Raw genomic sequence first — 23,662 nt, forward strand, 5'->3', positions numbered from 1 at the left:
AATTGCGGCATGGGGTCGCTACTGAAATAATTGTAATGCAGCCCCCTTTGACAAAGGCTAGACTGAGACCATGAACACGCAGGCTGATCTTATCATCGTTGGGGCCGGTATGGCCGGTATGACCGCGGCTCTGGCTCTGGCCAAAGGCGGCCTGAAACCGGTACTGGTCGAGCGGCAACCCCTGTCCGAGCAGGTAGAACCGAGCTTTGACGGTAGGGCTTCGGCCATCGCCTATTCGTGTTTCCGCCAATGGCAGGCCCTGGGCGTCGGTGACGCGCTGGAACCCCTGGCCTGCCGCATGGACGAGATTATGGTCACCGACGCCCACCTGCCGGGGGCTTCGACGCAGCGACCGTCGCCCTTCTTTCTGCATTTCAATGCCGGAGAAATCTCCGATCGTTCGGGCAACGAGCCTCTGGGCTATATGCTGGAAAACCGCCACATCCGGGCGGTCTTGTACGAGGCCGTGCAAAAGGCCGGTATCCGCGTGATCTGCCCCGCCAACGTTACGGCGATCGAGGAAACCGCCACCCGCATCCACCTGACCCTCAGCACGGGTGAGACCCTGTCCGCCCCCGTCGCCGTGGCGGCCGAAGGGCGTAAATCAGGCCTGCGCGAACATGCGGGCATCCGCACCATCCGCCGCGACTATGGCCAAAGCGCCGTTGTGGCGACGGTGAAGATGCAATACCCGCATAACCACGTGGCCTACGAGTATTTCCTGTCGTCAGGCCCCTTCGCCATACTGCCGCTAACCGATAATCGCGCCTGCCTCGTCTGGTCGGAAAGCCATGCCAAGGCCAAGGCGCTATTGGACGTACGCCCCGAGCTGTTCCACGCCCACCTGATGCAGCGCTTCGGTGATTTTCTGGGTGAGGTCGAACTGACCGGCCCGAAATTCATCTACCCGCTGTCGATGGCGCTGGCCGAGCACATGTATCGCGGGCGTATCGCGCTTCTGGGCGATGCGGCGCACGGCATCCACCCTATTGCCGGTCAGGGGCTCAATTTGGGCCTCAAGGACGCCGCCGCCTTTGCCGAGGTCGTGATTGAAGCGGCGCGGCTGGGCGAAGACTTGGGTTCGGAATTGGTGCTGGAACGCTACGCCCAATGGCGGCGTTTTGAAAACGTCTCAACCTCGATGATCATGGACGCCTTTGTGCATCTGTTCTCGAACAACAATCCGCTGGTGCGGCCGCTGCGCGATCTGGGCATGGGTATCGTCAACAATATCGCTCCGGCGCGACGCTTCTTTATGGAAGATGCCGGTGGCGCGACCGGCGACCTGCCGAAGTTGTTGCGCGGCGAATTGGTTTAGGTTTTCCCGATCACACCGGCCAGCAGGCGCGCTTCCGCAGAGCGCGAAGACCCGGCGCGCCAGATCACCACAATATCGCGATAGGCGTGGTCGGAGCGCAGATGGCGGATGGCCACAGACGAGCGTTCGACCAGTCCGGACTCCACCGCCATTTCGGGCAGGAGCGAGACGCCCAGTCCCGCATCGACCATCTGCACCAGCGTATTGAGCGAGGTGGCCGCAAAACCGCCATTGAGGGCCTGATTGACGTCGCTGGCGCCCGGCGCATTCCATTGGCAGGCCGCAAGCGCGTGATCGCGCAGGCAGTGCCCGTCTTCGAGCAGGATCAGCTCGGCCGACTTCAGCGCCTCAGGCTCGACCTCAGTTTGCTGCGACAGGGGATGGTCCTTCGGCATGACCGCCAGTATCTCGTCCTTGCAGATAAAGGCATGGTCGAGCCCACTCAGGTCATACGGCAGGGCAATCACCGCCGCATCGAGACTGCCACTTTTCAGCGAGGCGATCAGGCGCGAGGTCTGATCTTCGCGCAGGAACAGCCGTAACTGCGGAAACTCCTGCCTCAGCTTCAAAAGGGCCTGCGGCAGTAAAAACGGCGCGATGGTGGGAATGACCCCCAGACGGAACCGCCCGGCCAGCGGCCGATTGGCCCCCTTGGCGGCCTCCACCAGATCTTCAGTGCGCGCCAGTATGTCCTCAGCCCGACGCAGCACATCTTCACCGATGGCGGTCATGATGACCTGCCCGCGCGAGCGGTCGATCAGGCGCACCCCCAGTGCTTTTTCAAGCTCGGCAATGCCGGAAGACAGGGCCGGTTGCGACACAAAGGCGGCTTCGGCGGCGGCGACGAAACTTTTGTGCTCATTGAGCAGCTTAAGGTACTGGAGCTGGCGCAGGGTCGGTAACATGCCGACTATATAAGCAATTTTTATTTAAATCGCAAATTTCCGACATCGGCCTTATGCAATAGACCTGATGGCATAGTGAAAACTTAGCTCACGGGTGTCAGGGTCGCCTAGATCATAATGATCTAGATTTTTGTTTTGCCCCTCGCCGGGCGGTGGCTTGCGCCACTTTGGCCGCCGCCTCAATGGCGGCTTGAGCGGAATGATTCTATTTGAAATCATTCCGCTCTAGATTGAAAGGAGGCGTCGATGTCAGACCGCTTCGAGCAGCAATCACAGTCCCTGTTGGATTATGCCGAACCGCCAGCAGAGCCGCTTCTGGCGCGCCCGTTGAGGGAGACAGACACGTCTGCCCCACAAATCTTTCCTATCAAGAAACAGAAAGTCAGGCCTAAAATCAAACTTTCTGTGGCTCGAAACGGCGGGCCTGATCGACCAGCATAATCGGCACGCCGGAACGGATCGGGAAGGCCAGCCCAGCGGTTGGCGACAGCAGTTCCTGCGCGACCTTGTCGTAGGTCAGAGGACGCCGCGTCACCGGACAGACCAGCGCTTCGAGCAAGCGCGGGTCGATTTCCGAGGTGTCGGGAACGGGCGAGTCGCTGGCCGGGGTTTCGATTTCAATTTCAGACATGCGCTTCCCTCTTAGCTGAACAGCAGTGACGACAGCTTGCGACGCCCGGCCTTGGTGATGTCGGACATCTGCCCCGCAGCCGCGAAAATCTTGAACAGGTACTCGCGCGCCTTCTGGTTTTCCCAGTCGGGTTCGGCCTTGATGATAAACAGAAGCTCATCAATCGCCGCGGGCAGTTCGCCCTGCCCCGCCAGACCGCGCGCCAGATCGTAGCGCGCCGCGTGTTCAGCGGGGTCGGCGGCCAGACGCGCGCGCAACCCGTCCAGTTCCGTCGGCGCACCATCAGCCAGTTCGAGCGCTGCACGCAGGCCCTGAATATCGGCATCTTTCGCATCCGCCGGAGCCTGATCGAGCACCGCCCTGGCCTGTTCCGGCTGTCCGACCTTCATATACATCTTCGCCACACCGGCGATAGCCTTCAGATTTTGCGGGTCCTGATCCAGCACGAAGGAATAGGCCTCCATCGCGCCGCCCAGATCCCCCTGCTCCAGCGATTGCGCCGCCAGCGCCAGCGCGTCGTCAATCGACGGTGCACCATCATCACCACCGACGCCCAGCTTTTCGATAAAGGCCTTCAGCTCCGATTCCGGCTTGGCACCCATAAAGCCATCAACGGGCCGCCCGCCCACAAAGGCATAGACGGTCGGAATGGACTGCACGCGCAACTGACCGGCAATGACCGGGTTCTTGTCCACGTCGATCTTGACCAGCTTCACCTTGCCATTGGCCTCAGTGACGACCTTTTCCAGTGCCGGGCCCAGTTGCCGGCACGGCCCGCACCACGTCGCCCAGAAATCGACGATGACCGGCACGGTCTGCGAGGCTTCGAGCACGTCGGTCACAAAGGTGGCGTCGGAACCGTCGATAATGTGGGGGCTTAAGGCCATGATCTGCTCAACCTTTTTTCTGTATCGTCTTCCTACTCAGGATGGGAAGCGAAGGCAATCGGCGCAAGGCATCGCGCCCGAATTATTCCGGGGTCGGTTCTCGTGAAAGCTCTCTGGGTGGCTCACCCGGCGCTTCGCCCAAGGGCTCCGGATCGCGGAAGGCTTTGAGCGGCAGTTCCGGGATCAGGGCGGTGGCCAAAAGCCCCAGAATCGACACCAGAAAGCCTGCAAACATCACGCCTTTGATGGCATCCGAGATCGTATCGCGCACCACCGGATCTAGCGGTGCCCGGCCGCCCGTCCCTTGAACAGACGTTTCTGTCTGACTGGCCAGCGCCATGCGTTCCAGTTCCGCCAGAGACAGGACCTGCTCATGCGCCGCGTTGGCCTTCGGGGCCATGACCATCAGATTGTGGGTCAGGACCGCACCGAAGACCGCCACCCCGATGGTCGAACCAATCTGACGGAAGAACTGACCGGCGCTGGTCGCCACACCCAGCTCGCGTCGTTCGACGGCGTTCTGAACCGCCAGATTGAACAGGCTTTGTGCCGGCCCCAGATCAATCCCGATCAGGGCGACACGCCACACCACGTCCCACACGCCGGCCGTGTTGGGAAGCGTTGCGAGACACAGGGCCCCAAGAGCCGTCAGGGCCGCCCCACCCAGCATGATCAGGCGATACTTGCCGAACCGGTGCACCAGAAGACCGGACAGGGTGGCCGAGGCAATCAGGCCTACGGTCAGCGGCATAAGCGCCAGTCCCGAAGTCGTGGCCGACAGCCCCAGCGCCAGTTGCATCAGCAGCGGCAGGAAGGAGACCAGACCCATAAAGGCCATGAAGATCAGCACCGAGGCCAGATTGGCGCTGGCGAAGGTGCGGTTACGGAACAAGGACAGGGACAGGATGGGGTTTTCGACCCTGGCTTCAACGACCAGAAAGGCGATCAGGGCAACCGCCGCACCGATAAACAGGCCCAGCACCAGCGGCGAGGTCCAGCCATCCGTTCCGCCCAGACTTAGGCCCAACAGGAAGGGAAGAAAGGTCGCCAGCAACAGAATGGCACCGGCAAAGTCGATCTTGCCCCCCGTGCGATGCAGCAGCTTGGGCGTCTTGACCAGAATCATGAACAGGGCCAGCCCGGCCAGCGGCAGGTTGATATAGAAGACCCAGCGCCAGCCCGCTATGGGCAGACCGAACAGGTGGACCGTGCCCATATCGGTAAAGAAGCCGCCGATCAGCGGGCCTACCACGCTGGCAATCCCGAAGGTCGCGCCGAACAACCCGCCCAGCTTGGCACGTTCGCGCGGCGGGTAGAGGTCAGCGATCACCGCAAAGGCCGAGGTCATCAGCGCGGCACCCCCAAGCCCCTGAATGGCCCGAAAGACGATCAGTTGCACCATACCGCCGCCCAGCAGAGGCAGGTCGCCAAACTCTCCGGCCATACCGCACAGGCCCGACCCAATAATGAAAATCACGACGCCGATGACCAGGATCGGTTTGCGACCATAGATGTCCGACAGCTTGCCATAGATCGGCACCATGACGGTCGAGGCCAGAAGATAGGCCGTCGTCACCCAGGCGTAGAGATCGAGCCCGGACAAATGCGCCACGATGCGCGGCATGGCCGTGGAGACGATGGTCTGATCAAGCGCCGACAGCAGAAAGACGATCATCAGCGCAATGACCGTGACCCGGCGCTCGGCAGGCGAAAAGGTTTGCGGCGTATCCATGCAGCCCTCTGATGTGCGTTCCACACACCATACCGGCAGTCAGAGCGATCGCGCTACTGCAATCGTTTCGATTCACTCAGGAAGCACGCCAGCGCCTTCTGCGCCGCGGCCTCTGTGGTCAGAGCGGGAGAGCGCAGGCGGTCGTGAAAGACAGGCCGGGCGTGCGGCCCTTTCAGGGGTGCCGAAAAAAGCTCAAGCCAGCGTAGCCCGGCAAAGACGGGCTCCTGCTGAGGCAGGATCAGGTTCGGGCTATCGAGTCGTATCCGCGCCAACAGATGCCAGGTATCGGGGCCGTCGCCGCTGTCGTTGCGCACCACCGTCAGGTTCTCAAAGTCATCGGGGGTAAAGTGCCGCTGCAAGCGGTGCCGCCCGCGCGTCACGGTCAGGGTGAAACACCCCGGCCGGATCTCCCACTGTTCATCCGGAGACAGCGCGCCAAACACCACAAAGGCCAGCCCGACCGAGAGACCACCGGCTATAATGAAACCGAAGAACAGGGTAAGCACCGACAGAGGCCAAAGACCCCGCCCCAGCTCAAGCACCACCATCACACAGGCAAAAAGGCCAACGCCTGTCAGCATCAAGCGGATAAAGACCGGCATAGGTCCACCGAGGCGGATCATCTCTTCCGGCTCATCGGGGCTTCGTGCATCCATGCTTTTTCATAACATGGATCGGTGAAGGAACCGCGACCAAACGTGGTTAATCAGCCCTGCATATCCAGCGAATAACCGGCGGAACGCACGGTGCGGATCGGATCATAGTCGGTATCGGCATTGAGCGCCTTGCGCAAACGACCGATATGCACATCGACCGTGCGGGCTTCGACATAGACGTCGTTGCCCCACACGGCATCGAGCAGCTGTTCGCGGCTGAAGACGCGCTTGGGGTGCTGCATCAGATAGTCGAGCAGCTTATATTCCGTCGGCCCCAGATGCACGTCGCGGCCCGAACGCTGCACGCGGTGCGACAGACGGTCGATAACGATTTCGCCGAAGATGACCCGGTCTTCCGACAGACCCGGACGGATGCGACGCAGGACGGCGCGGATGCGCGCCACCAGTTCGACCATCGAAAACGGCTTGATCACATAGTCATCGGCACCCGTATCGAGGCCCCGGATGCGGTCGGTTTCTTCCGAGCGCGCCGTGAGCATGACGATGGGCAGGTTGCGTGTCTCGGTCTGGGCGCGCAGGCGGCGCGTCACTTCAATCCCCGACACCTTCGGCATCATCCAGTCGCAGACCAAAAGGTCCGGCTGACGCTCATTGATCATCATGAGGGCTTCGTCACCATCAATGGCAACCCCTACTTCATAGCCCTCTTTTTCGAGGTTATATTGCAGAAGCGTGGACAGGGCGTCTTCGTCTTCGGCGATAATGATGTAGGGTTTTACGCTCATGACAGTTCCTGATGGCCCCTATAGGGTGGACATTTTCGGGCGATCATCGACATAGTCTTCGCCCGTGATTTCGTAATGGATGTGTTCGGCCATATTGGTCGCGTGATCGCCGATCCGCTCCAGATTCTTGGCCATGAAGAGAATATGGGTGCAGGCCGAAATGGTGCGCGGATCACCCATCATGTAGGTCAGAAGCTCGCGGAACAGCGCGTTATAGTGCTCATCCACCTCGGTGTCCGACGACCACACAGCCATGGCCATGTCGAGCTTGGCGGCCTTGTAGGCATCCAGCACATCGCGCAGGCGCGACGACACCAGCTTGCCCATGCGTTCAATCGAGCGCGTCAGCGGCGACATCGGTTCGGCCTCGGCAATCACCAGCGAGCGCTTGGCGATGTTTTTGGCCAGATCACCCGTGCGCTCCAGCGAGGTGGCAATCTTCATCGCCGCCACCGTCTTGCGCAGGTCTGCCGCCATGGGCTGACGCAGGGCGATTAGACGGATGCACTTGCGTTCGACATCACGCTCCAGCTCGTCGAGCTTACGGTCCCGTTCAATGACGCTCTGCGCCAAGGCCACATCACGGCGCGCCACGGCTTCGACCGCGTCAGCGACCTGCGCTTCGGCAAGCCCGCCCATCAGCATCACTTCTGCGCTGAGCTGGTCGAGTTCTTCGCCGTAGGTTCTGACGATGTGATTGTTCATGACGTAAGGTTCCTTAGCGAAAGCCCATATGTTGAATTTGTGACAAGCTTATTACACCATGCCGCTCACAGCGGCAAAACTGTCATTTTTCGCTTAGCGCGCGTTCACAAACCCAACCGTCGGGCTTTCCTTATAGCGGCCGGGCTGAGGGAAGCAGGCGGTGAAGCTGGTATAGGTCTCAACCGGTCCGGTGGGGGCGACATCGAGCCCGCCATAGGGCAGAAGGTCCTTATCCGCCAGAGCCGAGGGTTTGGCGACGGATTCGACCCCAAGCGCCCCGCGGTGGCGATTGATAATGTGCTTGACGATGGCCAGACCCAGCCCCGTGCCCAGACGGTCGCCCGACTTCTGGCCCTCTACGCGGTAGAAGCGTTCGGCCAGTCGCGGCAAAAACTCGCGACGAATCCCCGGCCCGCGGTCGGTGACGCGCACCACCGTGTACCAGCCCCCGCGCTGATCGGGTCTGAGCAGCACCAGCTTGGCCGCCGCCGGATCACGTGCGCCAAAGGCCTCTTCGAGGGTGCAGTCATTGAAAATTTCGATGTCTATGGTCGAACCGGCCGGAGCGTATTTCAACGCATTATCCGAAAGGTTTTGCACGACCTGCAACACCTGATCGCGGTCGGCGGTCAGGAAGTACTGGCCCGGTGGCGGCCCGCTGAGGGAAAGAGAGACGCCCTTTTCCTGCGCCAGAATGCTGAGGCTGTCCATCACGTCACGGGCGCACAACGAAATGTCCGCTTCCCCGGACGGCGGTACGTGTTCGTTCATTTCGATGCGGCTAAGAGACAGAAGGTCCTGTATCAGGCGCCCCATGCGGTCGGCCTGCGACGCCATGATGTTCAGGAACTTGTCCCGCGCCTTCAGATCATCCTTGGCGTGACCGCGCAGGGTTTCGATAAATCCGGTCAGGGACGCCAGTGGCGTGCGCAATTCATGCGAAGCATTGGCGAGGAAGTCGGCGCGCATCCGCTCGATGCGGCGGATATCGGTCTCGTCGCGGATAACCAGCAGGGCCAGACGGCGCAGCCCGCCTTCGGTGACCGGCAGGGGCGAAGTCCAGGCACGCCAGAACTTGTCCTGAGCGCCGGAGGTTTCAAAGACCGTGTCGCGTTCGATATTGCCGAACAGGGCTTCATCGACGGCCTCCAGCACTTCGGGATAACGCAGAGAGGAGACGAGCAGACCACCCTCCTTGGCGATACCGAAGGCTTCGACGGCCGCCGTATTGGCAAAGACGATCCAGCGGCCGGCGATATCATTGGGCTCAATGCCCGACACGATCATCACCGGATCAGGAATGGCGCGCAGCACCTCCTGAAAGCTCGGGCCTTCCGGTTGCACGCGCACGCGCTCCGGAACCGGCACCACATCGGGCACGACGGCGTTTTTGTGGCGTTGCAATTCGCTATAGGTGACCAGCAGGCTCACGGCCAGAATGCCCACCGCCACCCACACCAGCCACTGCGCGCCCGGTGACATCAGGGCAAGCGTGATCAGGACCAGAAGGCCCAGAACCAGAGGCAGAAAGATGCGCTTGCGGGGTTGCGCCGCCATATATGTCGGCTCCTGATATTGCGGCGCCCATAAGACCCCGGCGTGCGTTAACAACCTGTTATCCATCAAAGGTCTCCACCCCGGTTTTTTATGGGCAGGACCTAAGCTGATTTGAAGACAGAGGCGTGACAGGCTGGTTAAAAAGCCGGATGGTTTTAGGGCCGGGTCTGCCCGCTGCCGCGCACCACGTATTTGAAGGTGGTCAGTTGCTCGGCCCCCACGGGACCGCGCGCGTGCATCCGGCCGGTAGCGATGCCGATTTCCGCCCCCAGTCCGAATTCCCCCCCATCGGCAAACTGCGTCGAAGCGTTCCAGATGACGATGGCGGAATCAACTTCATTGAGGAAGGCTTCGGCGGCTTCCGGGTCTTCGGTGATGATGGCCTCGGTGTGCTCGGTGCCATAGGTGCGGATATGCGCGACCGCTTCGCTCAAGCCATTGACCACTCGCACGGCCAGTATCTTGTCGAGATATTCTGTGCGCCAGTCGTCCTCGGTGGCCGCCGTCATCGGTTGGATGGCGCGCGCCGCTTCGTCACCGCGCAGTTCGCAGCCTTTTTCGATCAGGGCCAGAGCGATACGCGGCAACAGGGTTTCGGCCACCGCCTTGTCGATCAGCAGGGTTTCAGTCGCCCCACACACCGAAACGCGGCGCATCTTGGCATTCAGAACGATAGAGACAGCCTTGTCTGCATCGGCCTCGGCGTGGACATAGGTGTGGTTCAGCCCTTCGAGGTGGGCCAGAACCGGCACGCGCGCTTCGGCCTGTACCCGCGCGACCAGTGATTTGCCGCCGCGCGGGATGATCAGATTGACCGCCTCATTCAGACCGCCCAGCAACAGGCCCACAGCGTCCCGATCCGCCGTCGGCACCAGTTGCACGGCGGCGGGCAGATCGGCCTCGGCAAAGGCCTGTTCAAAGGCGACGAAGATGGCTTTGGCCGAGTTCAGCGCTTCGGACCCGGTGCGCAGGATGGCCCCGTTGGAGGAGCGGATACACAGGGCCGCCGCATCGGCGGTCACGTTCGGGCGCGATTCATAGATGATGCCGATAACGCCAATGGGGGTGGACACGCGAGCAATATCGAGCCCGTTCGGGCGCTCCCAGCGCGCCAGTTCCTTGCCCACCGGATCGGGCAGGGCCGCCACCTCTTCGAGGCCCTTGGCCATAGCCTCTACGCGATCCGGGTTGAGTACCAGACGCTCGACCATTGCGCTGGACAGACCCTTCTGTGAGGCAGCCTCCACATCGGCCGCATTGGCGTTCAGAATAGCGTCCCGCTGGGCGCGTATGTGTTTCGCTGCGCTGAGGATCAGTTGCGTGCGCGCCTGCGGCCCCGCCAGACGCAGCGCCTCAGCCCCCGCCTTGGCCTTGGCGGCCAGATCGGTCATCAGTTGGGTCAGATTGTCAGCGGTGTCCATGCCGTTTCCCGTATTTGTCAGTTCTATGAGCGCTTTAGCACTACGGCAAAGCTGTCGTTCTGCGTTGATCTTAAAGCCTGCCCGTAACTTTCGAGATCAAAACCCGGTAAAGCCGTGAGCGTGCCAACCCAATGCACTATGCCTTCCGCTTTCGAGGGCAATGTGAGATCACCACCCGGATAGACGATATGGTAAAAAAGATCGTCTTTCCAAGGCCCTTGATTGGTCCTGATCATCGTGACCGCTTCAATATCAGACCAGCGGACGGTGGCTTTCTCGAAGCCTTCGGTTAATACCTTGAAGCCCTCCTCGGCTGAAACAATCACAATCGGATGTGGCGGCTTTTCTTTGCGGCTTCGAGCAAAGCTCATCCGGATCATGAAGACCAGCATCAGCGTTAAAAGCAGCCACCCACCCCATTTAAAAATGAAAGCGAGCGAAGGCCATCGTGCAAACAGTTCCCCCCAGTCCATCGCTCACACCATCACCAGATCGTCACGATGTATGACCTCATCCCCCGACGTGTAGCCTAAAACGCCTTCTATGTCGCGGCTCGCCCGGCCCTTGATGGCGGCGATGTCGTCCGAGCTGTAGGCCGCGATACCGCGCGCCAGTTCGCGCCCATCGTGCAGAACCGACACGCTGTCGCCCTTGTCAAACAGGCCTGCGACCGAACTGATGCCCGACGGCAACAGAGATTTACCCGAAGCGAGTGCTCTGGCGGCTCCGGCGTCGATATGGATTTGCCCCGCCGGCACCACCGTCCCGGCGATCCACGCCTTATAGGCCGCCCCCGATGAGCCTTGCGCGGCAAACAGGGTGTAGCGCGCCCCCTGACCCAGCGCCGACAAGGGCCGCAGGGCCTGACCGTTCATGATGGTGGTCGAACAGCCCGCCGCCCCGGCGATGCGCGCCGCGGCGATCTTGGTCGCCATACCGCCCGTGCCAACACCGGCAGCGGCATTGGCTCCCCCGGCCATGGCTTCGATGTCCGGCGTGATGGTTTCGACCACAGCGATATGTTCCGCTGAGGGATTATTGCGCGGATCGGCGGTATAAAGCCCGTCAATATCCGAGAGCAGGACCAGCGCCTCAGACCGCACCAGCATGGCCGCCCGCGCCGCCAGCCGGTCATTGTCGCCATAGCGGATTTCTTCGGTCGCCACCGTGTCGTTCTCATTGACGATCGGCACGACGCCCAGCTTGAGCAGGGTGTCCGCCGTTTCGCGGGCATTGAGCCAGCGCCGGCGACGTTCGGTATCCTCGCGCGTCAGCAGGACCTGTGCGACCTTGATGCCGTGTTCGGAAAACACCTCGTCCCAGGCGCGCATCAGGATCGGCTGACCTGCCGCCGCCGCCGCCTGCTTACGATCTAGCGGCAATTGCCGCGTGGTGAGCCCCAGATAACGCCGCCCCAGGGCACCTGCCCCGGAAGAGACGATCATCACCTCCACCCCGGCCTGACGCAGCCGCGCCACGTCTTCGGCCAGACCGCGCATCCAGAGCGTGTTGGCCGCACCGGTTTGCGGATTGACGATAAGGGCCGAGCCGACCTTCAGCGTCACGCGCTTCGCCTGCGCGATATGCGCCGGAAAGTCCGATTTTATGGCCGCGACCGTCATGGAAAGTCTTTTCTCAGGCGTCTGAAAATGATAGGCCCGCCGCGAGTGTTTTATCGCGGGCGAAACCCTTGCGCCTATTAGCGGACAATCCCTTCGCGAAGCAAGAAGGGTTTGAATGCTTTTAAGAAATGGTAACAAAATGAACTATATCGGCACGCGCGGTTTCAAAGATCAACGCAGCTTTGCGGGCGCTCTGCTCGACGGTCTGGCCCCCGATGGCGGGCTCTATGTACCGCAGGCGTGGCCGACACCGGATTTCGACCTGTCCGCCGCCTCGAATGGCGGCTATGCCGACCTGACGGTGAAACTGCTCAGGCTGTTTGGCGTCGGTGTTCTGGGTGATCAGGCGGTCAAGGCGGCGGCTCAGCGCACCGAAGACGCTTTTCTGCGCGATGGGGCCGTGCCTCTGACGCGACTGGAAGACGACCTTTATCTGCTCGAACTGTACCACGGCCCGACCCACGCTTTCAAAGACATGGCCATGCAGATGATGGCCCCGCTGACCGATGCGGCCCTGTCGCAACGCGGCGAAAAGCTCACCCTGGTGACCGCCACCTCCGGTGATACGGGCGCGGCCGCCGTACGCGCCTTTGCGGGGTCTGAGCACGTCAAACTGATCGTCTTCCATCCGCTGGGCCGCGTTTCGCCCGTTCAGCGCCTCCAGATGACGACGGTTCAGGCCGACAACGTGCTGAATGTCGGGGTGAAGGGCGATTTCGACGACTGCCAGAAGATCGTCAAGGCGCTGCTGTCTGAGCCGTCTTTGAAGGCTCAGGGTCTGATCTCTTCGGTCAATTCGATCAACTGGGGCCGCCTCTTGGGGCAGGTGCCCTACTATCTGGCCGCCGCGGCCCATTCTGGCCTGACCAAGCCGGAATTTGTCGTGCCGACCGGTAATTTCGGCGACGCCTTCGCCGGTTGGGTGGCGCGCCAGATCGGCGGCAATGTCGGTCATCTGCACGCCGCCGTGAACCGCAACGACGCCCTCAATCAGGCCATCAATAATGGTCGCTATGTGCGCCGTCAGGCGGTTGAAACCGCCTCCGTCTCGATGGACGTGCAGGCGCCGTCAAACTTTGAGCGTCTGGTGTTTGAGGCTTCCGGCCGTGACGCGGACGCGACGCGCGATCTGTTCGATGTCTTTGGGCAGTCGGGTGAAGTGGCATTGTCCGGCGATCTGCAAGAGGCCCTGAAATCTGAAGTTTCAGCCTCGACCGTTTCCGAAGAACAGACCAGAGCCACCATCAAGCAGGCCTATGAGCGCTGGGGTCAGGTCATCTGCCCGCACACCGCCGTGGCGCTTTCGGCAGCCCTGACCCGCCGCGAAACCGGCGAGGCCACGGGCGGACAGATCGTTCTGTCCACGGCACACGCGGCCAAGTTCCCAGCCTTTGTGACCGAGGCGCTGGGCTTTGAGCCCAAGGCCCCTGACGCCATCACCGATCTCTATGGTCTGACGGAAACCCTGACCGAAATGCCCGCCGACGTCGCCGCCGCAGTGACAACGGTGAAGGCCTTTATCGAGTGGATCGATTAGCTTCAATTTTCAGGGGCTGACACCCGGTAGCCTCTGGCGCGCAGCTTTTCGAGCACGCCGCCCTTGCGCAACAACTGGCCTAAGGGCAGGACGGCTACCGTTTTGCCGGGTTTGTTCAGGGCGTCACTGACCGAACTAACGGAGTCGGTAATGCTGCGATTGAGCGTCGCCGTGGCGGTGGGCGATCCCGATAGGCATTTCATCAGGACCGAGCCCTGATAGAGGCTGCGCAGCGTCGGAATATCGCCTACAGACCAGGCCTGAGCGGCGCGCGGTGCCCGATCCATATCGAAGTCGATATCGTCCAGCGTATAGCGCAGACAGGCTTCGCTCGCCTCTTCGCTCATGGCATTGACCGCCTTGAACAAGGGCCCGCTGTCGTAACGCCCGGCCGCGCGCGCCGACACGCCGGCCGTGCGCGCCAGACGCCTGATCGTCGTCAGCGGCTCGTTCTCACTGAGGCCATATTTTTGCAGCACCTCACGGCGCAAACGCGCCCCGGCCCAGACCGGTTTGTCTTTGGCAAAATCCTTTGTGGAGACACCTGCCCGGCGCGCCGTGGCCTCATAACGGGCATAGAGATCAGCGGTCAGAGCGTCTTTCAGCCGACCGCCACCCGGCAAACCCTTGTTGCGCATCAGGGACCATACGTCGCCGGGGCCCGTGCTGTTGTCCGGTGGTGTGATCAGGCCATTGGCCCCGCGCAGGGCATTTTCTATACGCGTCGTCTTCCACACCTGCTTTTTAGGAAACACCGGCAGCACGCCGATAATGATGACCTGACTGTCGTCATCCGACACGCGCCACAGGGCCGGACCGACCGCCGCCCGGCCCCGCACCACGACCTCATCCGCCCAATCCTCCTGCGCCGAGACAGCAACAGGGAGGAGTAAGACGCAAAGGCTCAGCAGAAAAAGACGCAACGTTTTCATACGTCGAATAGTGGCGCGATTTGGCAACAGTTTTGTAACGATTGGGGTTCAGACCTCTTCCTCGTCAACAACCGCTTTAAGCAGAGGCAGGTCCTTCTGTAGCGTGATCCATACCATGCTGTGCGCGACGTTCCCGTAATCGTGGCGATAGATATTTCCCGAACCCGCAATCTGTTTCCAAGGCAATTCAGCATGGCGTGCTTTTAACTCATCTGACAGTTTACGGCTGGCTTCAGAGATAATCTCCAGACAACGCACGACCGCGTAATAGCTTTTGAGATCTGCCGCAAAGGCCGTTTCATCCAATCCTTCAACAAAGCTAAGGGCGAGACCAATATTTTCCGCGATGTCGGCCAGTGCCTGCCGTTCGCGTTCAGAACGCATAGACCGCTTCCCGTTCTATGGCTGGCCGTACAAGGGCCTTCAAGTTCACCGAATTGGCGACATCCACCGGGACAGTGAACAGGGACTGGATAAACTCCACTATGCCCACATACTCAAACACGCCGAGGCGGGCCTGCGGATCAAGGTCCACCAGAATGTCGATATCGCTGTCTGGCCTTTGGGCATCTCGCGCGACGGATCCGAACAAGGCCGCACGGCGCACCCCAAGCCGTTCCAGCTCCGGGCGATGGCTCTGCAACACCGAAATGACCTCGTCACGCTTCATAGCCCAAGCATAACGCAACGGAGTAAAAATAAAACCCCGCCTCAGTTTGAACTGAGACGGGGTCACATACACCCAATTCCGGGGGCAGGGGCGTGCCCCTGCTACTTCACGCCCAGCTTCTTTTGCAGGTCCGACGATGAGGTCGTGTACTGGAAGCGCAGCTTCTTGTCCGGGAAGACGTAGCGGAAGACGGCCTGCGCCGCCAGAGCGCCTTCGTGGAAGCCCGACAGGATGAGCTTCAGCTTGCCCGGATAGTAGTTGATATCGCCGATAGCAAAGATTTGCGGCGTCGAAGTCTCGAACTTTTCCGTATCCACCGGAATCAGATTTTCGTGCAGGTTAAGGCCAAATTCCGCTACGGGCCCCAGCTTCATGGTCAGGCCGAAGAAGGGCAGGAAGGTATCGGCGTCGATGTGGATTTCCTGGCCGTCATTGTCTTCGATGGTGACGCCGGTCAACTTGTGGCCCGTTTCACCGGACAGGGCTGTGGCCTGACCGATGATCAGGTCCATCTTGCCCTCTTCGACCAGCTTGCGCATCTGCGCCACGCTGTGCGGAGCGGCGCGGAAGTCGTCGCGGCGGTGCATCAGGGTCACGCGCTCGGCAATGGGTTGCAGGTTGAGCGTCCAGTCGAGCGCCGAATCACCGCCGCCTGAAATGACAATGCGCTTGCCGCGGAAGGCTTCCATCTTGCGCACGGCGTAGTGCACGCCAATGCCGGCCCCAATGTTTTCAAAGCCATCAATGCCGGGGATGGGCGGCTTTTTGGGCTGGAACGAGCCGCCGCCAGCGGCGATCAGGATGCAGCGTGCAATGACCGACGTGCCCTGATCGGTCGTCACCTTCCACTTGGTCGTGCCGTCATCCTGCTCAAGCTTTTCGACGGCCACAGCCATTTCACCGAGGTGATATTTGGCCCCAAACGGCGCGATCTGTTCCAGCAGACGATCGGTGATTTCCTGACCCGTGATGATTGGCCATGCCGGAATGTCGTAGATCGGCTTTTCCGGATAAAGCTCGGCGCACTGACCGCCCACCTTGTCGAGAATGTCGATCAGGTGCGCCTTGATATCGAGCAGGCCCAGTTCGAACACGGCGAACAGGCCCACCGGGCCCGCGCCGATGATCACGGCATCGGTTTCCCAGGCCTGACCGGCTTCGAGGACTTCGATAGCGGGGGACGGGTGCGCGTCACTCATTTTTGTCTCCGGAACGCAAAGATTAGATTTGTTAAACGATGGATGCGCTATATAGAGCGCTGGGTTTAGATTGGATAGTTTTCAATGTCGCGTGACCGTCTGCCGCCGCTGTCGGCGCTTCGGGTGTTCGAAGCCGCCGCGCGCCACGAAAGTTTCAAGCACGCCGCCGAGGAGTTGTTCGTTACACCCGGTGCCGTCTCTCAGCAAATCCGCCTGCTGGAAGAGCATGTCGGTGTCGAGCTGTTTGTGCGCGACGGCCGCCGTGTGGTGCTGAGCGACGCCGGTAAGGCTTCCTCGATCATCCTCAAAGAAGCCTTTGAAAAAATGTTCGAAGCGACGCGCATCATGCGTCAGACGCAGCAAAAGGGCCGCGTCACCGTGTCGGTGGCCCCCAGCTTCGCGGCCAAATGGCTGATGCCGCGTCTGGGTGATTTTTCGGCCGCCAATCCGGACATCGACGTGTGGGTGTCGGCCGATATGGCCCCGACCGATTTCGCGGTCTCGGACATTGATCTGGCCATCCGCTACGGCACGGGTAATTACAACGGGCTGAATGTCGAGCACCTGCTCGAAGAAGCGGTCCTGCCCGTCTGCTCGCCCGCCTTGTATGAGGCCGCGCCGATCCGCAAGCCTGCGGACCTGGCGCACCACACGCTGTTGCACGACGTCTCCTCTGACCTCGATCCGTCCGATCCCGACTGGGCCATGTGGCTCAAGGCGCACGGTGCCGATGAGATTGACGCCTCGCGCGGGCCGCGCTTCAACCAAAGCCATATGGTGATCGAAGCGGCCGTCGCCGGACGCGGCGTGGCTCTGGCCAAGCGCACCATTGCCGAGGCCGATCTGCGCGCCGGTCGTCTGCGCGGCCTGTTTAACGAAAAAGATGCGCCGGTCAGCTTCGGCTATCATCTGGTGTGGCCGCAAACGCGCGAACCGTCGATGGCGCAGGTGCGTTTCATGGACTGGCTGCGGGCACAGGCGCGTGATCTGGGCCACGCCTCCGCTCAGCCGCAGGACAGACCGGTCTTTGCCGCGCAGGGAATCTAAATCCCTCCGGTTCACCCCTCGCTCCACGGCGGGACGGGCAGGCCTTTGGATTTCAGGAATTCGGCGTTGAAAATCTTCGAGGCGTAGCGGTTGCCATAGTCGCACAGGACGGTGACGATGGTCTTGCCCGGCCCCATCGCCTTGGCCATCTTGATCGCGCCGGCGACATTGAGCGCCGCCGAACCGCCGACCAGCAGGCCTTCGTAGCGGTCAAGATCATAAAGTACCGGCAGCCACTCTTCGTCAGCCACCTGACAGGTGAAGTCCGGCGTCAAACCTTCCAGATTAGCGGTGATGCGTCCCTGACCGATGCCTTCGGTGATCGAGGTGCCTTCGGATTTCAGTTCGCCCGTCGTGTAGTAGCTGAACAGGGCCGCGCCGAACGGATCAGCCAGACCGATCTGTATCGCCGGATTGAACGCGCGCAGCCCCAACGCCATACCGGCCAGCGTACCGCCGGATCCGACCGAGCAGATAAAGCCGTCGATCTTGCCGTCGGTCTGCGCCCACACTTCGGGAGCGGTGCCGTCGATATGGGCCTGACGATTGGCGACATTGTCAAACTGGTTGGCCCAGATGGCCCCGCCCGGTTCCGTCTTCGCCAGTTCTTCGGCCAGACGCCCGGAATAACGGACATAGTTGTCCGGATTGGAATAGGGGACGGCATCGACCTCGATGAGCTTGGCGCCCAACATGCGGATGGCGTCCTTCTTTTCCTGCGCCTGCGTGCGCGGAATGACGATGACGGCCTTATACCCCAGCGCATTGGCCACCATGGCCAGACCGATACCGGTATTGCCCGCAGTGCCTTCGACAATCGTGCCGCCGGGCTTCAGCAGGCCTTTCGCCTCGGCATCCCGGATGATCCACAGAGCGGCGCGATCCTTGATCGACTGCCCCGGATTGAGGAATTCCGCCTTGCCATAGATGTCGCAACCGGTCTCTTCCGACGCGCGTTTGAGGCGGATCAGCGGCGTATTGCCGACAAGGTCAAGTACGGAAGAAACGGTCCTGGCCACGAAACAACTCCTGTTTTCGCCTTTGCGCCTATGAGATTTAGTCGCCAATCCCAAGCGATAGATTCTTACCGGCGGGTTTAGCGCGACTTACAGATCGGCGCGGCCCCTTATAGGGCAAGGCTTTGAGGATGGTCAATCTTCGGACCACGACGCGAATGACGCAGGGCCCTATATGAACGGCCCTATTGTCGAAAGGGCGTCGCATTGCGTATAGGCTTGTCCCCTCGCCTGAGCATCAGAGCGAGACAAGACTTTAGAGGCATTCGGGCACATGGCCGTTTTCACCAAGGTATCTCTGGAAGAGGCCCGCGCCTATCTGAGCCGGTATGAAATCGGTGACCTGATCCATCTGGAAGGCATAGAGGAAGGCGTTTCCAATACCAATTTCAAGGTCGAAACGACGACCGGCCTCTATGCCCTGACCCTTTTTGAGGCCGCGACGCCCGAAAAAGACCTGCCCTATTTCATGGACTACACCCTGCATCTGGACCGCAAGGGCTATCCGGCGCCGGGGCCAGCCATCATGACAGACGGGACGACGGTCGGTCGCATCAATGGCAAGCCGTGCGCCCTGATCAAGTGGCTGCCCGGTCGCTGGCCGCGCAATCCGGATACGCGGCACGCCACCTCGGCCGGTCAATATCTGGCCAAGCTGCACGCCGCAGGAGCGGATTTCCCCCAGACCCGCGAAAACAGCATGGGCATTGCGCACTGGGATGCCCTGATCAGCCGTTGCGAACCGCGGGCGGTGCAATCGGCGCGGGCCGAAGCCGTGCTGGCCGATTTCCGCGACGAAGTGGCGTGGCTGAAAGCGCGCTGGCCCACGGATCTGCCGTCGGGGGCTATCCATGCCGACTATTTCACCGACAATGTGCTGATGGACGATGAGGGGCAGGTCACAGGCGTGATCGACTACTACTACGCCTGCACCGACGTCTACGCCTATGATCTGGCCGTGGCGCTGAACGCCTGGGGCTTTACGCCGGGCGGCCAGCCCCTGCCCGACATGATCTCCGCCTTTGTGCAGGGTTATCACGATGAGCGTCCTCTGTCGGAGGCCGAAATCGCGGCCCTGCCGCTGTTCGCGCGCGGGTCTGCCGTGCGCTTCACCCTGACGCGGCTCTATGACCTGCTGAACCATGATCCCTCGTGGGTGGTGAAGCCAAAAGACCCGGAAGCCTTTTACCGGCGGCTCGATTACCATCGCTCCATTGCCGCAGGTCAGGCCTATTTCTGAGTATTGACGCCCTCATGGAGGCGTGAGACCACTGGTTGGTGCCGGGTAAACCGGAAGGGTGGGAGACCGTCGCCATGATACTGAGTGTGTTGGCCGCGCTGCTTTTGGCCTCAACGCCGGCTAAACCCGTCGCCGATATTCCGCCGCCCCAGACCCATGGCGTCTTTGTCGACAAGGGGGCCTGCCCCGGAGAAGCCTGCGGTTTGTCAGGTAAGTTGCAGTGGACGCGGCCCGTCCCGGTTTATGATCGCCCCTCTCCCAAGGCGCGCAAGATTGGCTCGCTGCGCGCCAATGAATGGGCGGACGTCGTCGAGCGGGAGTTCCATTACCCTCCCCTGCGGGGTGTCGTGGTCGAGCCCAATAGCCAAGCCAACGAACTCGCCAAGGGCGATGTCGTTTACATCATTGGCTATTCGGGTGAGGGCTGGCTGGTACTGTGGCGGTCCGGGCAGCGCTTGGGCTGGGCTGAGTCTGACATAGAGCCCGGTCTTGCCGAAATCGCCTGGGACCCGGTTCCCCAAAACCGCCCTGAGCCGGTCATGTGGCTCAAAATCAAGCGGGCCAAAGGTACCACGGGTTGGGTCAATGACCTGACGGGCGTGCGTTGTGCGGGCATGATCCGTGATGACGGTTGTCCGCCGCTGCCGTAAACGGCCCGACAAGCTGAACACCCGAAAATATGAACCACAACGAGCGCGCAAAGCTCGTGCGGTGCGTTGTCCTACCTTGCCTGTCCCGTACCTCTTGGTATTCCATTCGTGAATGCCTCATGTCGTTGATACACATGAAAAATTCTTGTTTCTTCAACAGCCGGATGCGGTTAGCATCTTCGGCCGTTGGCATAGGTTGACACCCACCCAAGGACGTGAGATGCCTTAAGACAACCGGGGAAACACCGGGGGGAGGGAAAAATGATTAACAAACGTCAGTGTCTGGCAGGACTATCGAGTCTTGCTTTCGCCGCATCGTCCGCGCACGCAAACGAGATTTCAGTACCGATCGCGGTCACCCGATCACGGCGGATAATGACCAGCCTCACCATCCACGACCAGGGGCCATTCTACTTTGTAGTAGATACCGGCGCTTCTAGAAGCTATATCCGTCCGTCCCTAGCCCGCAAGCTGGGCCTGCGGCGGGTTGAGGGTATGCGCACATCCGGCCTTGGCGGTAGCGCTTACACCCAAATCTACGAGGCAACGGATGTGGTCTTCGGCGAGAGCTTTCGCGTCAAGGCCATGGCCATGGGCGGACTGGAGATGCTCGAAAGCAGTGATTACGAGGGCCTTCTGGCGGCTGGCTTTCTGACGGGTGTACCCAGCCAGCTCGATTTTGAAGCCTCGCGTATTCGCTTCCAGTCCGGTAGCGATAAATTTGACATTACCGGGTATCATCCGTGGCCCAGCCGCCGTGAGCAGAAGGGTGCGGGTGAAAAAATCTATGTCGATGTCATGATCGACGGCATCAAGGCCGATTGCTTGCTCGATACAGGCTCACCTCCGGCCCTTATTTTGCATCCTCAGTTTGTTAGAAAGAACAAACTGTGGGACCGCTATGCCCATCCTCGGGAGCAACCGATCAAGGGCATACATGGCGACACCACCAAATCGCGCTATGTGCACGCGGACTCGCTGGACATAGGCGGATTTCCGATAAAGGGGGCCCCCGTGACCCTACTTGACCCACAAGCTAACAGCGGTTTTGGTCTGGATGACGGGATTATCGGTATGGGCGCTATCGGCCGCTTCAATCACATCTTCGCCAAAGAGGGTCTGCTCGTTAAACCCAACCGTTATTTCGACAAGGTGGAACCGCTTTTCTCGGCGTGAGCAAAGCCGCTTTCTCTTTTCTTTCCGGGTGCAAGGCGTATATGTAAACCGTGCGCTTCGACGATCGTTTTCTGGAAGAACTGAAATCCCGCTTGCGGCCGTCTGAGGTCATTGGCAAGGCGGTCAAGCTGCGCCGCAATGGCCGCGAATGGGTCGGCCTGTCGCCCTTTTCCAAGGAAAAAACACCCTCCTTCTACGTCAATGATGAGAAGGGGTTTTTCCATGACTTCTCTTCCGGCAAGCATGGCGACATCATCTCCTTCCTTCAGGAGACGGAGCGTCTGAGCTTTGTCGAAGCCGTCGAACGGCTGGCCAGCGAAGCGGGCATGGCCCTGCCGGTGCAGACGCCGCAGGCGGCGCAAGCCGAACAGAAGCGTCAATCGCTGAACGACTGGATGGAACTGGCGGCCCGCTGGTTTGCCGCCCGTTTGCACGATAACACGCCGGGCGCCAGGGCCGCGCGTGACTATCTGAAAAAGCGCGGCCTGTCTGAACAGGACGTCGCGCATTTCGGTCTGGGATACGCGCCCAAGGAGCAGACGGCGCTGAAAGATGCGCTGGTGCAGAAAGGCGCCAAGGTTTCCGAACTGGTCGAATGCGGCCTGCTGATCGAGATCCGGCCCTCAAACAGCGAAGCGGTAGGGCAACCTCAAAACTACAAGGCCCCCTATGACCGTTTTCGCAACCGCCTGATGTTCCCCATCGAGGACGCGCGCTCAAAGATCGTCTCTTTCGGCGGGCGGGCGCTCGATCCCGACGAAAAAGCCAAATATCTCAACGGGCCGGAAACCCCGCTGTTCCACAAGGGGTCGCTGCTGTACGGCCTGCCCAAGGCATTGAAAATCCTCGGCTCCAGCCAGACGGGGCCGGAACTGGTCGTGGTCGAAGGCTATATGGACGTGCTGGCCTGTCAGCGGGCGCAGATCGCCGCCGTCGCGCCGCTGGGAACCGCGCTCACCGAAGAACAGATCGACATTTTGTGGCGTCGACACCCGGAGCCCACCCTGTGCTTCGACGGCGACAAGGCCGGTATGCGTGCCGCCAACCGGGCGCTGGACCGCGCCCTGCCCAAGCTCAAGCCGGGCAAGTCGTTCAAGGTCTGCCTGATCACCGGCGGCAAGGACCCGGACGACGTCCTGCGCGAAAAGGGCGCTTTGGCGCTGCGCGAATCCCTTAGCGAGACCCAGCCCTTTGTCGAGGTGCTGTTCAAACGCGAACTGGAGCTGGAGCCGCTCGATACGCCGGAGCGCAAGGCCGGCCTGCGCAAGCGGTTGCGGGCACTGGCGGCGCAGATCGAGGACAAGGACCTGGCCGACTCCTATCGGCAGGATCTGATGGCGCGCTACGACGCCCTGTTCCAGCGTCAGCCACAAACCTTTCAGCCAGGGTTTCAGGCCGGTTTTCAGGGCGCACAGGCCCGCGGGCGCTTTCCGCGCCGCGACGCGCAAGGCCGCCTGATCGAGCCACCGACCATCGCCACGCCGGAAGGTCAGCAGGCCGCCCGCGCCCTGTCGAAAGCACTCGATCCGATGGCCGCGGCACTGGCGCAGGGTCTGCTCGATCATCCCGACTGGATGTTTGACCATATGGAAGCGCTGGAATCCTATGGACTTGGCGACCCGGCGCTTGACGGACTGGTTCGCGCTCTGGTCGCTTTAAGTTTTTCCACAAGCCCCCTTGACTCAGGCGCTGTGAACCGCCATCTGCAAAATCAAGGTTTCGGCGCATTGTTGAGCGAGATACAAAAGGCGGCCCTCAGATCGGCCTCGCCAATCCTCGCACAGGACACAACTCTCGCAGATGCGCAGGCCGGCTGGATCAAAGCGTTCAATGCGTTCGCGCGTTTGACGGCCTTGGATCGTGCGTTGAAGGCAGCCCGTGACGACGCTTCGGCAGAATTTGATGCTGAAATTTTCGTCCGGACCAAGCAGGAACGCGACAGTTTGCGCAAAGCCTTGAAAAGCGGACAAATTTTTGAAGCGGAAAGCGACGTCTAGGTTAAGACTTCGTTGATC

General features: G+C 60.9%; 23 protein-coding genes. 7 read left to right on the forward strand and 16 right to left on the reverse strand.

Annotated features, from left to right (window positions below; all coding sequences use genetic code 11):
• Window positions 1-70: 70 nt before the first annotated feature.
• Window positions 71-1,318 (forward strand): UbiH/UbiF/VisC/COQ6 family ubiquinone biosynthesis hydroxylase, encoded by a 1,248-nt coding sequence (locus ACK8OE_RS05020; protein WP_410271659.1) that lies wholly within the window; start codon window positions 71-73, stop codon window positions 1,316-1,318.
• Here the strand turns inward: ACK8OE_RS05020 and ACK8OE_RS05025 are convergent.
• The 11 genes from ACK8OE_RS05025 to proB all read right to left on the reverse strand — a co-directional run bounded on the left by ACK8OE_RS05025 (window position 1,315) and on the right by proB (window position 12,180).
• Window positions 1,315-2,223, reverse strand: coding sequence for a hydrogen peroxide-inducible genes activator (locus tag ACK8OE_RS05025; protein WP_290797009.1), 909 nt, complete (start codon window positions 2,221-2,223; stop codon window positions 1,315-1,317). The two genes, ACK8OE_RS05020 and ACK8OE_RS05025, sit on opposite strands and share 4 nt — an antisense overlap.
• Before the next feature lie 394 nt (window positions 2,224-2,617).
• On the reverse strand, window positions 2,618-2,854 hold the full coding sequence (locus tag ACK8OE_RS05030; RefSeq protein ID WP_410271660.1) for a Trm112 family protein: 237 nt from the start codon (window positions 2,852-2,854) through the stop codon (window positions 2,618-2,620).
• An 11-nt stretch (window positions 2,855-2,865) separates the two neighbouring features.
• The gene (gene trxA / locus ACK8OE_RS05035) at window positions 2,866-3,741 is read right to left on the reverse strand and encodes a thioredoxin (RefSeq protein WP_410271661.1); all 876 of its coding nucleotides are present in this window, start codon (window positions 3,739-3,741) and stop codon (window positions 2,866-2,868) included.
• Window positions 3,742-3,823: 82 nt separating this feature from the next.
• Window positions 3,824-5,473 (reverse strand): MDR family MFS transporter, encoded by a 1,650-nt coding sequence (locus tag ACK8OE_RS05040; protein WP_410271662.1) that lies wholly within the window; start codon window positions 5,471-5,473, stop codon window positions 3,824-3,826.
• Between the two features lie 53 nt (window positions 5,474-5,526).
• Window positions 5,527-6,129, reverse strand: coding sequence for a hypothetical protein (locus ACK8OE_RS05045; RefSeq protein WP_410271663.1), 603 nt, complete (start codon window positions 6,127-6,129; stop codon window positions 5,527-5,529).
• A gap of 50 nt (window positions 6,130-6,179) precedes the next feature.
• Window positions 6,180-6,875, reverse strand: coding sequence for a phosphate regulon transcriptional regulator PhoB (gene phoB, locus ACK8OE_RS05050; protein WP_126422343.1), 696 nt, complete (start codon window positions 6,873-6,875; stop codon window positions 6,180-6,182).
• Between the two features lie 18 nt (window positions 6,876-6,893).
• Window positions 6,894-7,580 carry a phosphate signaling complex protein PhoU gene (phoU, locus tag ACK8OE_RS05055; RefSeq protein ID WP_410271664.1) on the reverse strand — a complete coding sequence of 229 codons (687 nt, stop codon included), beginning with the start codon at window positions 7,578-7,580 and terminating at the stop codon, window positions 6,894-6,896.
• A gap of 93 nt (window positions 7,581-7,673) precedes the next feature.
• Window positions 7,674-9,137: a sensor histidine kinase gene (locus tag ACK8OE_RS05060; protein ID WP_410271665.1), complete on the reverse strand. Its 1,464-nt coding sequence runs from the start codon at window positions 9,135-9,137 to the stop codon at window positions 7,674-7,676.
• A 155-nt stretch (window positions 9,138-9,292) separates the two neighbouring features.
• On the reverse strand, window positions 9,293-10,558 hold the full coding sequence (locus ACK8OE_RS05065) for a glutamate-5-semialdehyde dehydrogenase (RefSeq protein ID WP_410271666.1): 1,266 nt from the start codon (window positions 10,556-10,558) through the stop codon (window positions 9,293-9,295).
• Window positions 10,559-10,581: 23 nt separating this feature from the next.
• On the reverse strand, window positions 10,582-11,031 hold the full coding sequence (locus ACK8OE_RS05070) for a hypothetical protein (RefSeq protein WP_410271667.1): 450 nt from the start codon (window positions 11,029-11,031) through the stop codon (window positions 10,582-10,584).
• A 3-nt stretch (window positions 11,032-11,034) separates the two neighbouring features.
• Window positions 11,035-12,180: a glutamate 5-kinase gene (gene proB, locus ACK8OE_RS05075; RefSeq protein WP_410271668.1), complete on the reverse strand. Its 1,146-nt coding sequence runs from the start codon at window positions 12,178-12,180 to the stop codon at window positions 11,035-11,037.
• Between the two features lie 139 nt (window positions 12,181-12,319).
• Here proB and thrC point away from each other — a divergent pair, with 139 nt between their 5' ends.
• A complete protein-coding gene (gene thrC / locus ACK8OE_RS05080; protein ID WP_410271669.1) occupies window positions 12,320-13,717 on the forward strand; it encodes a threonine synthase in 1,398 nt (465 codons plus the stop codon).
• A 2-nt stretch (window positions 13,718-13,719) separates the two neighbouring features.
• Here thrC and ACK8OE_RS05085 read toward each other — a convergent pair whose 3' ends face one another.
• From ACK8OE_RS05085 to ACK8OE_RS05100, 4 genes are all read right to left on the reverse strand, one after another.
• Entirely contained in the window at window positions 13,720-14,559 is an 840-nt protein-coding gene (locus ACK8OE_RS05085; RefSeq protein ID WP_410271670.1) for a TraB/GumN family protein, read from the reverse strand.
• A gap of 138 nt (window positions 14,560-14,697) precedes the next feature.
• Window positions 14,698-15,033 carry a DUF86 domain-containing protein gene (locus ACK8OE_RS05090; protein ID WP_410271671.1) on the reverse strand — a complete coding sequence of 112 codons (336 nt, stop codon included), beginning with the start codon at window positions 15,031-15,033 and terminating at the stop codon, window positions 14,698-14,700.
• A complete protein-coding gene (locus tag ACK8OE_RS05095) occupies window positions 15,023-15,319 on the reverse strand; it encodes a nucleotidyltransferase family protein (protein ID WP_410271672.1) in 297 nt (98 codons plus the stop codon). Before ACK8OE_RS05095 ends, ACK8OE_RS05090 begins: the two co-directional genes overlap by 11 nt.
• Before the next feature lie 101 nt (window positions 15,320-15,420).
• Entirely contained in the window at window positions 15,421-16,518 is a 1,098-nt protein-coding gene (locus ACK8OE_RS05100) for an NAD(P)/FAD-dependent oxidoreductase (RefSeq protein ID WP_410271673.1), read from the reverse strand.
• Window positions 16,519-16,602: 84 nt separating this feature from the next.
• Here ACK8OE_RS05100 and gcvA point away from each other — a divergent pair, with 84 nt between their 5' ends.
• On the forward strand, window positions 16,603-17,565 hold the full coding sequence (gene gcvA, locus ACK8OE_RS05105; RefSeq protein WP_126422323.1) for a transcriptional regulator GcvA: 963 nt from the start codon (window positions 16,603-16,605) through the stop codon (window positions 17,563-17,565).
• An 11-nt stretch (window positions 17,566-17,576) separates the two neighbouring features.
• On the opposite strand, the gene ACK8OE_RS05110 is transcribed toward gcvA, so the two are convergent.
• A complete protein-coding gene (locus tag ACK8OE_RS05110) occupies window positions 17,577-18,584 on the reverse strand; it encodes a cysteine synthase A (protein WP_410271674.1) in 1,008 nt (335 codons plus the stop codon).
• A gap of 271 nt (window positions 18,585-18,855) precedes the next feature.
• Here ACK8OE_RS05110 and thrB point away from each other — a divergent pair, with 271 nt between their 5' ends.
• The 4 genes from thrB (at window position 18,856) to dnaG (ending at window position 23,644) form a co-directional block, all read left to right on the forward strand.
• Entirely contained in the window at window positions 18,856-19,821 is a 966-nt protein-coding gene (gene thrB, locus ACK8OE_RS05115) for a homoserine kinase (RefSeq protein WP_410271675.1), read from the forward strand.
• Window positions 19,822-19,895: 74 nt separating this feature from the next.
• Window positions 19,896-20,471, forward strand: a complete 576-nt coding sequence (locus ACK8OE_RS05120; protein WP_410271676.1) for a hypothetical protein — start codon at window positions 19,896-19,898, stop codon at window positions 20,469-20,471.
• A 261-nt stretch (window positions 20,472-20,732) separates the two neighbouring features.
• Entirely contained in the window at window positions 20,733-21,647 is a 915-nt protein-coding gene (locus tag ACK8OE_RS05125; protein ID WP_410271677.1) for an aspartyl protease family protein, read from the forward strand.
• 50 nt (window positions 21,648-21,697) lie between these two features.
• Window positions 21,698-23,644 carry a DNA primase gene (dnaG, locus tag ACK8OE_RS05130; protein WP_410271678.1) on the forward strand — a complete coding sequence of 649 codons (1,947 nt, stop codon included), beginning with the start codon at window positions 21,698-21,700 and terminating at the stop codon, window positions 23,642-23,644.
• Window positions 23,645-23,662 lie beyond the last annotated feature (18 nt).

The organism is Asticcacaulis sp. W401b (assembly GCF_046503825.1).
In the GTDB taxonomy this organism is placed as follows: Bacteria; Pseudomonadota; Alphaproteobacteria; order Caulobacterales; family Caulobacteraceae; genus Asticcacaulis.

What these genes read in the sequence shown, in the direction of transcription:
- ACK8OE_RS05020 (WP_410271659.1), top strand. Translation starts at nt 71, where the DNA reads ATGAACACGCAGGCTGATCTTATCATCGTTGGGGCCGGTATGGCCGGT.
- ACK8OE_RS05025 (WP_290797009.1), bottom strand. Translation starts at nt 2,223, where the DNA reads ATGTTACCGACCCTGCGCCAGCTCCAGTACCTTAAGCTGCTCAATGAG.
- ACK8OE_RS05030 (WP_410271660.1), bottom strand. Translation starts at nt 2,854, where the DNA reads ATGTCTGAAATTGAAATCGAAACCCCGGCCAGCGACTCGCCCGTTCCC.
- trxA (WP_410271661.1), bottom strand. Translation starts at nt 3,741, where the DNA reads ATGGCCTTAAGCCCCCACATTATCGACGGTTCCGACGCCACCTTTGTG.
- ACK8OE_RS05040 (WP_410271662.1), bottom strand. Translation starts at nt 5,473, where the DNA reads ATGGATACGCCGCAAACCTTTTCGCCTGCCGAGCGCCGGGTCACGGTC.
- ACK8OE_RS05045 (WP_410271663.1), bottom strand. Translation starts at nt 6,129, where the DNA reads ATGGATGCACGAAGCCCCGATGAGCCGGAAGAGATGATCCGCCTCGGT.
- phoB (WP_126422343.1), bottom strand. Translation starts at nt 6,875, where the DNA reads ATGAGCGTAAAACCCTACATCATTATCGCCGAAGACGAAGACGCCCTG.
- phoU (WP_410271664.1), bottom strand. Translation starts at nt 7,580, where the DNA reads ATGAACAATCACATCGTCAGAACCTACGGCGAAGAACTCGACCAGCTC.
- ACK8OE_RS05060 (WP_410271665.1), bottom strand. Translation starts at nt 9,137, where the DNA reads ATGGCGGCGCAACCCCGCAAGCGCATCTTTCTGCCTCTGGTTCTGGGC.
- ACK8OE_RS05065 (WP_410271666.1), bottom strand. Translation starts at nt 10,558, where the DNA reads ATGGACACCGCTGACAATCTGACCCAACTGATGACCGATCTGGCCGCC.
- ACK8OE_RS05070 (WP_410271667.1), bottom strand. Translation starts at nt 11,031, where the DNA reads ATGGACTGGGGGGAACTGTTTGCACGATGGCCTTCGCTCGCTTTCATT.
- proB (WP_410271668.1), bottom strand. Translation starts at nt 12,180, where the DNA reads ATGACGGTCGCGGCCATAAAATCGGACTTTCCGGCGCATATCGCGCAG.
- thrC (WP_410271669.1), top strand. Translation starts at nt 12,320, where the DNA reads ATGAACTATATCGGCACGCGCGGTTTCAAAGATCAACGCAGCTTTGCG.
- ACK8OE_RS05090 (WP_410271671.1), bottom strand. Translation starts at nt 15,033, where the DNA reads ATGCGTTCTGAACGCGAACGGCAGGCACTGGCCGACATCGCGGAAAAT.
- ACK8OE_RS05095 (WP_410271672.1), bottom strand. Translation starts at nt 15,319, where the DNA reads ATGAAGCGTGACGAGGTCATTTCGGTGTTGCAGAGCCATCGCCCGGAG.
- ACK8OE_RS05100 (WP_410271673.1), bottom strand. Translation starts at nt 16,518, where the DNA reads ATGAGTGACGCGCACCCGTCCCCCGCTATCGAAGTCCTCGAAGCCGGT.
- gcvA (WP_126422323.1), top strand. Translation starts at nt 16,603, where the DNA reads ATGTCGCGTGACCGTCTGCCGCCGCTGTCGGCGCTTCGGGTGTTCGAA.
- thrB (WP_410271675.1), top strand. Translation starts at nt 18,856, where the DNA reads ATGGCCGTTTTCACCAAGGTATCTCTGGAAGAGGCCCGCGCCTATCTG.
- ACK8OE_RS05120 (WP_410271676.1), top strand. Translation starts at nt 19,896, where the DNA reads ATGATACTGAGTGTGTTGGCCGCGCTGCTTTTGGCCTCAACGCCGGCT.
- ACK8OE_RS05125 (WP_410271677.1), top strand. Translation starts at nt 20,733, where the DNA reads ATGATTAACAAACGTCAGTGTCTGGCAGGACTATCGAGTCTTGCTTTC.